The organism is Myxococcus sp. AM009, assembly GCF_013372605.1.
Lineage (GTDB): Bacteria > Myxococcota > Myxococcia > Myxococcales > Myxococcaceae > Myxococcus > Myxococcus vastator.
In genome coordinates this window covers 40,441-52,560 of the sequence record NZ_JABXEP010000006.1, presented here as the reverse complement: position 1 = coordinate 52,560, position 12,120 = coordinate 40,441, and the positions used below count along the sequence as shown (strand labels likewise).

Genomic DNA, 12,120 nt, shown 5'->3' with positions numbered 1-12,120 from the left:
GGTCGGTGCCCATCGGCTCCAAAGACAGACGCAGGCGTGGTGTCAAATCCTTGTCAGGTGGAGTGGTAGACTGAATGGCAAGGCCGCTCCCGCCTCCGTGCGGGGTGGCTTCCCTCACCTCGCCGGAGCCACACCATGCAATGGAGATTCCAGCCCTGCGTCCTCGCCCTGTTCCTGAGTGCCTGCCTGGAGCCCGAACCCGAGGCCCCGCGGCCGTTGAAGGTCGTGCTCTTCCCCTACATTCCAGACTCGGCGGGGGATGGCTTCGCCAGCCTCAAGCAGCGTCTGGAGGCGGACTTCGAGCGGGCGCATTCTGACATCGACGTGGATATCGTGTTCGACGCGAACCTGGACCTCTATGACCTGGATGACGGAGGCACCCTGAGCCAGCTCCTCGGCCAGGGCGCAGGGGCCGCGCAGGTGGTGGAGGTCGACACGCTCATCATGGGTGACCTCGTGTCGAAGGGCTGGGTGCAGCCCGTTGCCCTGGAGGCGGGCGTCGCGCATCCGGCGGCGGAAGAAGCCGTCTCCATCGCGGGCCAGCGCTACGGCGTGCCGACCTACCTGTGCAGCTACGTCGTCTACTCGAACAGCCCCCACCTGTCGTCGGCCACGGATGGCGATTCCCTGGTCCAGATTCTCACGGACGTGGCACCGGGTGTGCGCCCGCTTGCGGCCAACTACAGCGGAAGCTGGACGCTGCCCTCGTCCTACCTGGACGCCTGGGCCGACACGAACCCCACGGGCGTGTTGTCCCAGGCGCTGTCGCTGCCGCTGGACGCGCCAGCGCTGGATTCGTTCGAGGACGTGGTGAAGAGCTGTGAATTGGAGGCAGGCGTCAACCCATGTCTCGACGGCACCTATGCGGACAATGCCCTGGCGGAAGAGGCGTTCGCGGCAGGGCAGGCCAACGGCTTCATGGGCTACACGGAGCGGCTGTTCTTCGTCCGGAAGTCGAACCCGGGCATGGCGCTTCCAGAGGTCATCTCCGTTCCGCTGGGCACGGGCTCCGCGCCCGCGGTGTTCGTGGATGCGCTGGTGGTCAACGCGCGGTGCATGGGGACGTGTGCCGAGGACGCCCGCGCCTTCACCGACTTCATGAAGGACCCGGCCGTGCGCAGCCTCATCGCGTTCAGCGGGGACGCGCCGCAGGGCACGACGCCGCGTTATCTGCTGCAGGCCACCCAGGCGTTCTATCAGCAGGAGCCCGCGCGCTCCGACCCGATGTATCAGCAGTATGTGCAGTTCCTGAGCGGGGCCCGGCCCTATCCCAATCAGGGCTTCCCGCAGCACCGGAGGACGCTCCAGGCGGCGCTGGTGGACGCGCTGAATTAGAAAGAGATGCGGGTGCCGTCATGCGTCACGGCCTTCTGCGTTACAGTTTGCGTTCACCATCAGGAGGTCGTGACATGACGGTTGCTGGCAAGCGCCCCAACTTCCTCATCATCACCACGGACGAGGAGCGCTTCCCTCCTCCGTACGAGAACGAGGAGGCCCGGCGGTTTCGTGTCGAGAATGACCGGGTCGGCCAGGAGCTCCGCCAGCATGGCCTCGAGTTCCTCCGGCACCACACGGCCTCCACGGCCTGCGCGCCCAGCCGCACCACGCTCTACACGGGGCAATATCCATCGCTTCACGGGGTAAGTCAGACGCCCGGCATCGGGAAGTCCTCGTTCGACCCGGACATGTACTGGCTGGCGCCCAACACCGTCCCCACCCTGGGCGAGTACTTCCGGCAGGGCGGCTATCAGACGCATTACCGGGGCAAGTGGCACCTCTCTGACGAGGACATCCTGGTGCCGGGGACGCAGACGCCCCTCATGAGCAATGGCGTGAGCGGCGACGCCTACCCGGAGCGCATCGCCCTGTACGAGCAGGCCGGGCGTCTGGAGAAGTTCGGCTTCTCAGGGTGGGTTGGCCCAGAGCCGCATGGCTCGGCCCAGGCGAACGACGGCACGGTCCGTGACCCAGGCTTTGCCGACCAGGTATGCAGGCTGCTGAGCGACCTGGACCAGCAGGCCGCGAAGGGGGACGCGGCGCCGTGGCTCGTCGTGAGCTCCTTCGTCAATCCGCACGACATCGTCTTCTCGGGCGTGCCCTGGTTCACCGAGTTCAGCGACCTTCAGCAAGCGGGGAAGCTGCCGGACGTGGCGCCTTCACCGACGGCGGGCGAGTCGCTCGAAAGCAAGCCGCGCTGTCAGAAGGACTACGTCTACACGTATCCGCGCATGTATCTGCCGCAGCGGGACACCGCGTCGTACCGGCAGTTCTATTACTTCCTCATGGCGGAGGTGAGTAAACACATCCAGCGTGTCTATGCGCAGCTCAAGCAGACCTCCTTCTTCGAGAACACCATCGTCGTCCTCACGTCCGACCATGGTGAGATGCTCGGGGCTCACGGCGGCATGATGCAGAAGTGGTACAACGCCTATCAGGAGACGCTGCATGTGCCGTGCGTCATCTCCAATCCAGGGCTGTTTCCGGAGCCCCGGAGGACGGAGTTGGTGACGTCGCACGTGGACCTGGTGCCGACGCTGCTGGGGCTGGCCGGAATCGACGCGGAGGCTGCCCGGCGAGCGCTGGCGAGGGACCACTCGGAGGCGCAGCCGCTGGTGGGCAGGGACCTCTCCGGTCTGGTGCTGGGACGGGAGGCCGAGCGGCATGAGCCCATCTATTTCATGACCGACGACAACGTCGAGTCAGGGCTCCAGATGACCAACAACCTCACCGGCCAGGAGTTCGCGGGCGTCATCCAGCCCAAGCACATCGAGACGGTGGTCACCCGCCTCCCCGAGCTCACGGGCGACACGCTCTGGAAGTACAGCTGCTATTCGGACAACCCGCGCTTCTTCGCGGGCGCGCCGGGGAACACGGACGAGGTCGCCACGGCGCGGTTCATCCCCCGGGAGTACGAGTGCTACGACCTCACGGAGGACCCGCTGGAGACCCGGAACCGGTGCAGCGCGGTGGCGGCGCAGCCCCTGCCGCAAGACGTCCGTGATGCGCTCGACAAGGTCCTGAAGGAGCAGCGCGAGAAGAAGCGGCTGCTGCCCCAGAGCCTGAATCGAAGCGCGGCGACGAAGGGCCCGCTGCGGGACTGAGGTCACGCCGTTCGACGGAGCGGCGGCCTTCGCACTTGGGGCGGCCTGACTCCTCGACAGTGGGCGGGAACGGCATCAACATTGCTAGAATGCTCACGCTCTACGGCTTCGGCCGCGTCAACTCGAAGGTCGTCGGTCTCACGCGCGATTTGCGCGCCCTGTGGGCGCTCGAGGAGATGGGGGTGCCCTACCGGGTGCATGGCGTGGATCATCCCGCGGGGGAAACCAGGAGCGAGGAGTACCGGCGGCTGAACCCCTTCACGCAGGTGCCGGTGCTCGAGGACAACGGCTTCGTGCTCACCGAGACGGGCGCGATTTTGCTGTACCTGGCGGAGAAGACGGGCAGCTTGCTGCCCGCGGATCTCCAGGGCCGCGCCCAGGTGACGCGCTGGTGCTTCGCCGCGCTCAACACCCTGGAGCCGCCGCTGTTCCAGATCGTTATGATCGACCTGCTCGGCGCCGCCGACCCCACCGGCGCGCAGCGGCGTCCCGGGTTGGTGAAGTGGGCCGAGCACGCACTGACCGCGCTCGAGGACTGGCTTCGGGAGCGTCCATATCTCACCGGCGAGGCGTTCACCGTGGCGGACATCCTGATGACCACGGTGCTGCGCGAGGTGCGCAACGCGGGCGTGCTCGACGGCTTCCCCCGGGTCTCCGCCTACCGCGAGCGCTGTGAGGCACGGCCCGCCTGGCGGCGGACGCTGGACGCCTATGAGCAGCGCCTCGGCGCCCCGGCGGGCAGCGCGCGCTAGCGGCGCCCTGTGTCACGGGGGCCGCCGGCGGACCCCACGGGCGTGGCGCGGAGCTCGGAGGGGGGCTCGCGGCCCAGCTTCCGGTACTCATGCATGAGCGCCTCGATGATGTCCGGTGGGTGGATGGCGCGGCCCGCCTCACGCGCGATCAGCGCGGCCGTCAGCACCACGTTGCGAATCTGCCCTCCGGCCAGGTCCGCCGTCGCCGCCAGTCGGCTCAATTCCTTGGCGGGGAGCTCGTGCGCCGTGCCCAGGTGCGTGGTCCAGAGCGCGCGCCGCTCGGCGGGTCCGGGCAGGGTGAAGTCGATGATGGCATCGAGGCGGCGCGTGAAGGCTGAATCAAACCGGCTCTTGCTGTTGCTGGTCAGGAGGGCCACGCCGTCGAACGCCTCGATTCGCTGGAGCAGGTAGTTCGTCTGTGCGTTGGCGAACCGGTCATTCGAGTCCTTCACGTCGGTGCGCTTGGCGAAGAGCGAGTCCGCCTCATCGAAGAGCAGCACCAGGTCGGCATGCTCGGCCCGCGCGAAGAGCTGCGAGAGGTTCTTCTCCGTCTCACCGATGTACTTGCTCGTCACCGACGCCAGGTCGACGCGGTAGAGCGGCAGGCCAAGCTTCGTGGCCAGCCAGCCCGCGGCGAGCGTCTTGCCCGTGCCCGACGCGCCCATGAAGAGCGCCCGGACCCCCGCGCGGTAGCGCACCGTCGCGGAGGGGCCCAGGCCGTCCACCAGATCGTCCCGCGCGCGGCACCGCGCCAGGAGCAGCTCCAGCTCTCGCTTCACCTGAGGCACCAGGACGATGGCGTCGTCGTGGATGGCGTCCATCAAGGGCTCCGCGAGCGTGCTCATGCCTTCGGACTCCGCCACCCACGCCGCGGCGAGCACGTCTTCGAGCTCGGGCCCCCGCCGCCCGTCCAGCTCCGCCTTCTGCCGCGCCAGCCGGCCCAGCTGGGCAATCCGTCCCGCGCCCTGGCGGTGCCGTCGGGCCAGCTCCTCCGCGAGCGCCGGTGCGCCCAATGAGGACTCCCACAGCGCTCGCCGCTCCTCACGGGGAGGTCGTGGAACGGACCAGCGCAGCACCGCGCGGTCCGCCGCGTCGAGCGTGCCCTCCGGACCGGTGAGGGCCAGCACGGGGCCGCCGTAGTACGGCAGGTTGGGAAGGACCTTCCGCTCGCCGGGCCCGAGCTCGTGGACATGGATGGGGAGCAGTCCTCGTTGAATCAAGAAGGGCCCCAATCCCGGCTGTGGCTCCGCTCCGAGGAAGAGGGGCTCGCGCCCGAGCGACATGGCGACCGCCGCCGCCACGGTGCGGGTCTCAGAGAGGGACGTGCCGCGCAGCACGAGCGACGACCGAGGCTTGTCCGCGAGAAAGCGCGCATACCGGTGCACGCCATCCCTGATGGACGGAGGCAGCGGTACTTCCAGGTGGTGGGCCGAGCCGAGCGTTGCCCCAGGCCAGGTGACGTCGTGGCCGGACAGCGCCAGGAAGAGCTGCAGCGGCATGGCCAGCGTTTGTTCACAGAGTGGCAGCTCCTCCCGGAGGCGCGTCAGCAGGCCGCTGCCCAGGGCCGCTCCGGCGGTGAGGAGGAGCAGGGCCTCCTGGCCCACGGAAGCGGCCGGCGCCAGCGCGCTGGACACCAGGCCCAGCGTTGGCCGGGACGCCCCCACGGGCGCTTGAAGGTACGCGACGGCCCGGCCCACCATCGGGTCCTGCTCGACGGCCGCGACCAGGACCACTGCGAGGAGCTCCACCAGCGAGAGCCCGAGCGCTTCGCCGAGCATCACGATTCCAGCATCCTCGGCGCCCGGACGTGTGAGGCGCTCCCGCGCCCGAGCGACCCAGTCCCGCCCTGTTGCGTCCAGGTGCTGTCGCAGGAAGCGCAGCTCAATGGCCTCTCCATCCCCTGAGTCCTCTTGTGTGAGGGCCAACGCCGCGAGGACCGTGGTGCGAAGGGGCAGGGAGGACGTCGTCATGCTCCGGCCTCGTCGTATTGATAGTGGTACTGGATGACGCGGGCGAGCCAGGGCACCCAGCCCGGGTTGACGTCGAGCCCCGCGCGGCGGATGCGGATATCCACCTGCGAGGCCGCGAAGACGATGTCCAGATGCGTGCGGGTCGCGACGAGGCGGCCGGGACGGAGGACGAGCGCTCTGAGCCCCATGTGTGCCAGCCGTCGCGTGACGCCGCCCACCGCGAGCAGGGCCGCGCGCAGCATGAGGGTGGCGTCATCCCAGGGGAGTCGATGCGCCAGGGGCGTCGTCGTGAGGCCTTGGTCGAACGGTGGCGGCAGCGCTTCCCCGTGAGCTGTCGAGGCGAGCGGTATCCGGGTCCGTGCGTCGAAGGCAACGCGGCGTCCCGTGGGTTCGCGGACGAGACGGAGCGGTGCTCGCGCGCCGATGCCTGCCTGGAAGCGCACGGGGAGGATGAAGGGGTTGGGCTCGGGCAACGGCGCCGCGGCCTCCTGGAGCACGCGGAGCAATGGGTCCGTCGAGGGAACCCCCAGGCGCTCGGCGACGTGCCGGAGGAAGCGCTCCGGGACTCCAAGGTCGGCGAGGGCGGGATGGACCGCCAGGAACTCCCCCAGGCCCAGTGTGTTCAGCATGGGCACGAGGAAGAGCAGTCCCCCAGCGACCGTGGGGAGCGCTTCCTCCGTCGCGTAGAACAGAGGCGTGTCTTGAGGCGTGGTTCCGGTGTCTCCGGGCGCCTCGTCGGCGTCCGCGGGCGCGGGGCGTGTCATCTGCCGCGGAGCCGCTGACTCACCCGCCGGGGTCGCGGAGGTTCCCTCCAGGGGCTTCGTCATGTCGGCGGAAGAAGGCGCATCGGAGAGCGCTCGCGAGGATGGCGGCGACGACGCGACGATTCCCGAGACCACGCCCGTGGCGGCGGGGACAGTGGGCGCGTCCGGCTTCGGAGGGGTTCGCTGGGGCGGCTCCCCTGGCGTGGGCAGGTGTGCCGCAGGGGAAGCCTGGCGCGCCCCCAGCACCCGCCATGCCCGCGCCGGAAGATCGGGCGCGGCGACCCGGGAGGGCATGCGCGTGCAGAGCGCCACCGCGGCCAGCCACAAGGCACGGGCGTCGCCAGCTCCCCATGCGCGTGTCCAGTGCGCGAGCGTGCTCCGGAGCGGCTCGGGGATCTGCTCCGTCGCGCCCACGTCGTCCAGGGGCGGCCTCGGCGCCGGGCGGGACGGCAGGTGTCCCCACCAGGCTCGGGCGAGCGCGGGTCCATCCTGCCATCGCAGTGCGCCCAGCAGGGGGGCCAGCGCGCCGAGCGCGTGCAATTCGGAGACGAGCGTCACCGCGGCGGCATGGCCAGGCCCCGTCCGCAAGGCGCCGGCGAGCGCCAGGCGGAGCGCGTCGTCTCGGGGCGTCCCTGGGCGCAGTCCAGGGACGGCCAACCGCCAGAACCAGGCGTCCAGGGGCAGCCCTTGGGCAAGCCGGGTGGCCAGCAGCACGAAGGGCTCCAGCTCATCCCGGAAGTAGACCGCCTGCGCGGTGGCGGCGGACCGCGACCGCGCAGGCACCGCGAGCAGCGCCAGCTCGCGCACGCGCTGCTCCACGACGAGCGAGAGCGTGGCCGGGCCGAGGTCCGCGTGAATCGTCCCGAGCGACAGTCGGCGGATGACCAGCACCTGTCCCCCGGGCGCATCCGGAAGGGAGGCGGTGCGCAGCGCATCCTCCAGGAGGACCGCCCCTCTCTGGACGAGCGAGGGGCTGGCCGCCGCGAGCTTCACCTGGCGCACTCGCCGTTCCGAGGTCACCGGAGCAAGGTCCGCCGCGGCGTGGGGAGCAGACCGCCTCGCTGCTCGGGCTCGGAGAACTTCGCCACCGTCTTCTCCGCGAGGTTCACGCTGGCCGCGCTCGTGGAGAACACGCGCGCGCGCGCCGTGCCGGTGCCCAGGTCCTCCACCACGGCCTGGACCGTGTGAACGCCGGAGGCGAGCAGCACATGGGTGCCCACGCGGATGCGCGAAGGGTCCACTTGCAGGTCCAGCACCGTCCCCACCCTTGCGGGGGCTGGCTTCGGCAGGTGCCCGGCGACGATTTCTCCCACCGGGGCGTGGCTCGCGAGCAGCAGCGCCGAGCGCACCAGGTCGTTCATCAGCGTCACGGCCTCGGTGCGTGACGGGTTCATCTGCGCGAAGAGCCAGTCCACCAGCTCTTGAAGCTGGCGCCGGCTCATGACCTCCAGCGTGTTCCACTGGGGCAGCCGGGCCAGGTCTCTCAGGTCCCACGGCGCGTCATACTCGCTCAGCATCGACGCCCACTCCATCCGGACGCGTGGAGGCACCTCGCCGAAGAGGAAGTAGAGGTACGTGGCCACCTTGGCGATGTTCTCCAGCTCGCGGGCCGCGGCTTGTGCGACGTCCGGTCGCCCGTGCGCGGCGTCCATCAGGTCGCCGAACGAGGTGATGGGCAACGCCAGCGTCACCAGCTCCGCCCAGCCGCGGTGGACGAGGCTGGCCAGCTCCAGCGTCGCGGTGACGCCCCGGGCCTGGGAGACAAGCTGGCTCTGCGCGGTGAAGACACGACTCACGCCTTCACCCGAGCGGCTGGGCGCGCGGGTTATCTGGGGCAGGACGGGCGGAGCGCGCACGGTGGCGCGCCGCCGAGCCTCTTCCAGGGTCCGGTGGACGAGGTCCAGCCGGTCCAGGCGCTGAAACAGCGATGGCCCCTGCGCGAACCAGTTCAGCGGGGCGTCGCGCAGGAGTTGGATGAGGGCCCAGAGCTCCGGAGGCGCGGCGCGTGTCTCCGCGAGCGCCGCGGGCAGCTCCGACTCGTAGATGCCGGTGTCCAGCGCGCGGACGGGCGTGGCGCGGTCCAGGACCTGCTCTCTGGGCCGGTGGTAGACGAGGAAGCGGACGTGCTCGCGCAGCACCTGGGTGCGTCGTTCGTTGATGCGCTGCAGTCGGGCCTGCTCCTCGGCCAGGAGCGCGCGCGCCACCATGACGTCCTGGCGCGACTCGGAGACCTCCGTGCCAATCACCGTCAGGCGCTCGCCTCCCCGCGCCTCATGGGCCTGGAGCACGCTCACCAGGCGCCCGCCTTCCTCCAGGGCCTCCCGGTATTGCATGACACGGTCCTCGAGGTTCCTCAGCACGGCCAGGACGTCTTCGAGCTGGGCCACGGACATGGAGAAGTAGGTGGCCTCTTCCGCTCGCGTGGGCACCTTGGGCGCCACGTAGTCGGTGAACACCTGGCTCCAATCCTCCGCGGTCAGGGCACGCAGCTCGCTCAACGGAACGCCGATGCGTGGCTCCGGGGGGGGCGGCGGCTCTCCGTCCACCGGTGGCACGCGCGACCTCCGCCACGGGGGGACCTTCACGTTGGGGACCTGCACGGACTCGAGGTTGAACTCCATGCCGGAGAGCAGCGTGAACAGCTTCCCGAGCACCTCGCGCTTGATGGCCATCGCCGAGTGAAGCGTGCCGATGACCGGCGACACCTTGAGGAGCCGGTCCCGCAGGTTGGTGGGGTCCAGGTAGCGGACCGTGGACCAGCTCACCTTGCGCTTCGCGCTCAAGACTCCGATGAACTTCTCCACGTCCGTCAGCGTGGCGACGCGCGTCTCGGCCTGCGCGACGTCGGTCAGCACGGGGGACGCCGTCATCACGGCGGAGGCGGTGCTGCCCAGCATGAGCTGGCGGACGCGATGGATTTCCGACTGGACCTGAAGGAAGGCCGCGTCCACGGCCTCGTCGACGCGCTGGATCCGGTTGGACAGGTCGCGCATCAGCCCACGCAGGCCCAGGGTTCGCTGGGCGGTGTGGAGGGGCGAGCGTACCGGCCGATGCCATAGGAGGTTCTCACGCGCCCTGACAATCACATCCAGATGTTCGCCGCGGCGGATGGCCGCGGGCGCGGAGCGCGCCACCTCGGTGCCCAGCGTCCTCCAGGGCGTCCAGGTGGTGCCATCGAACCGGGCGTACAGGATGCGCCCGTTGACCGCGCGGGACAGGACATCCAGCACGCCCTTGCCCGGCGCGGACAGCGCGGCGGTGAGCGAATGGCCGCCGCCCAGGTCCTTCCACTCGCTCCACACCAGCCCGTTGAAGCGCCGGTGCAACAGGGAGCTGCCCGAGAGCGCGACCAGGTCCACGGTGCCGTCATCCGGTGAGGCGCAGGCCTTGAACCAGCGGACCTCCCGTCCCAGCGAGTGGTTCGTCCAGACCTCCGCGCCGTGCGTGGGGTCCGGGGAGACGGTGACCTGCTGGAGGTTGCGCTGGGCGTCCAGGAGGAAGGCCATGAGCAGGCCCCGTGACACCACCGCGGAGATGGGCTCGCCCTTGAACGCCAGCGGCGTCTCAAGGGGTCTCGGCCGGATGACGCGCGAGGCGGTGACGGTCATCCACCAGAGTGAGAGGACCTGTCCTCGGAGGGCCTGGTAGAAGACGTCCGTGCGTCCCTCGGAGGGAGACACCGCGGCGGCATCTCCCATGACGCCGGTCGTCAGCACGCGAGGGCTGCTCCAGGGCTGATTGCTGACGCGGGTGTCCAGGTAGGTGTTGTGCAGGTTGCCCTGGTCGTCCCGGAAGTAGACGTCCAGCCGCCCGCGCGGCCACATCGCCGCGACGGGCACCGAGCGTGACCTGACCCTGCCCTGAATCACTTGCGTCACCTTGCTCCACGCCCGGCCGTCGAAGGTCCGGTAGCCCAGCGTCCAGAACGGTCCCCGGAACAACACATGCGCCCGCTCCTCGGTGGAGATGACCAGGGGCGCGGAGGTGAGCTGTCCCGCGAACTCCAGCCGGGGTGTCGGGTCTCCCTGGGGCCGAGGCAGCAAGTCGGAGCGCGCGTCGACGGCCAACTCCCAGGACGGCTCGAAGTGGTTCTGGAGGTAGGCCTCGGCCGAGGGCACCGTCTCACCCGACGTTCCGTAGTCCTCTTCGGTGGGGTTCGTCGGATCGGCGGCGGGGATGTAGCGCGCCTCGTCCGGGTCGGCCTCCGGGTCCACCAGGGGATAGTGTTTGCCGGTGGCGCCGTACAGGTTGTCCTTGAGGGTGCTCATCCGGGCGCGCACGACGAGGCGCCGCTTCAGCCATCCGCCCAGGCGCTGAAGACCTTCTTCGATGGCGGCGAGGAAGGCGGGGTCCAGCGGTGCGTCATGCAGCAGCCCCGGCTCATAGACGGCGCCCGGCACGGGCACGAGGATGCGAACGCGCTCCTCGCGGGTGATGTCCAGCGGCTCCAGGGCCGCGCTGGCCATCGCCACCGTGTCGAGCTGCTCCAGGGGAATGGGGACCGCCTCCAGCTCGAACCGGTCGGGGAAGAAGCGCCGCGTCCACGCGCGGTAGTCCACGGCGTCCGGTGGCAGCACGCCCACGGGCGGCAGGCGGCGGAAATAGAGGATGGCCTTGTCCTGGGCGAGCCGCTCCGGGGGAAGCTCCGCCAGGTGGTTGTTGAACTGGAGGATGCGCGCCTGCCACAGCACGGGCGAGCCACGGGACTTCAGCAACGGCGTGCGCGCGCGTGGCAGTCCACCCGCTCGCGCCACCGCGTGCCGGTCGACGAACAACGCCTCGGGCCCGTCTGGCCCCTGCCCGAAGCCCAGCAGCCCCAGTGGAACGCCCGCGTGCTCCCAGGGGGCGAGCACTCCACTCCGGCGACGGCGTTCCCGCTCGAAGAGGCTGTACACCAGCCGGCTGCGCCAGCGCAGGGAGTAGTCCTGTGGCATGTCCCAGCCCTGGGGCCAGCCCCAGAGCACCAGCGCCGCGCCCTCCGTGCGCACCGCGTCCTCGAAGGACTGGGACTCCGGGTCCACCTCGCAGGCGTCGGTCTGCGAGGCCGGTGGCGGCAGCACGGACGTGGTGGGGACCAGCACCAGCACCGCGGCCTTGGGAAACAGCAGCGGGTCCACGGGGGGCTCCTCGTTGGCGAGCGCCTCCAGGGAGAACGTGGAGGGGTCCCGGTGCCCTGGGAAGAGGGGAAGCTCTCCCAGCGGGGCGCGGAGCTGCCGGCGGACGATGACGTCCTCACCTGTCACGGCGATGCCGTTGCCGGGCCGGACATGGAGGAAGGTCCGTGGGCCCTCCCGCTCCAGATGGACCTCCAGCCCGGCGACGATGCCCGGCGTGAGGTGCTGGCCCAGCAGCGCGAGCCTCCCCGCGCGATGCTCCTGTTCCAGCGCGAGCGCGTCCGCCGACACGGCGCGTCCCGTGAAGAAGTGGGCCCTCCTCCGCCACTCGGCGTCCACGCCGAAGGGCGCCATGCGTGGCTCCACGCGGAGCACATGTTCGTTGGCCAGCGGATCCGCAATCGGCTTGGTAATCATCT

General features: G+C 70.0%; 6 protein-coding genes. 3 read left to right on the top strand and 3 right to left on the bottom strand.

What is annotated here, in order from left to right:
- The first annotated feature begins 135 nt into the window (after positions 1-135).
- From HV824_RS02975 to HV824_RS02965, 3 genes are all read left to right on the top strand, one after another.
- Positions 136-1,335, top strand: coding sequence for an extracellular solute-binding protein (locus HV824_RS02975; protein ID WP_176416711.1), 1,200 nt, complete (start codon positions 136-138; stop codon positions 1,333-1,335).
- A gap of 74 nt (positions 1,336-1,409) precedes the next feature.
- Positions 1,410-3,101: a sulfatase-like hydrolase/transferase gene (locus HV824_RS02970; protein ID WP_176422610.1), complete on the top strand. Its 1,692-nt coding sequence runs from the start codon at positions 1,410-1,412 to the stop codon at positions 3,099-3,101.
- A gap of 89 nt (positions 3,102-3,190) precedes the next feature.
- The gene (locus HV824_RS02965; protein WP_176422609.1) at positions 3,191-3,853 is read left to right on the top strand and encodes a glutathione S-transferase family protein; all 663 of its coding nucleotides are present in this window, start codon (positions 3,191-3,193) and stop codon (positions 3,851-3,853) included.
- On the opposite strand, the gene HV824_RS02960 is transcribed toward HV824_RS02965, so the two are convergent.
- From HV824_RS02960 to HV824_RS02950, 3 genes are read right to left on the bottom strand one after another with little or no spacing between them, the layout of a single operon-like run.
- Entirely contained in the window at positions 3,850-5,823 is a 1,974-nt protein-coding gene (locus HV824_RS02960) for an ATP-binding protein (protein WP_176422608.1), read from the bottom strand. The genes HV824_RS02965 and HV824_RS02960 overlap by 4 nt on opposite strands.
- A complete protein-coding gene (locus HV824_RS02955; protein WP_368738011.1) occupies positions 5,820-7,589 on the bottom strand; it encodes a hypothetical protein in 1,770 nt (589 codons plus the stop codon). Before HV824_RS02955 ends, HV824_RS02960 begins: the two co-directional genes overlap by 4 nt.
- A 14-nt stretch (positions 7,590-7,603) precedes the next feature.
- A complete protein-coding gene (locus HV824_RS02950; protein ID WP_176422606.1) occupies positions 7,604-12,118 on the bottom strand; it encodes a hypothetical protein in 4,515 nt (1,504 codons plus the stop codon).
- Positions 12,119-12,120 lie beyond the last annotated feature (2 nt).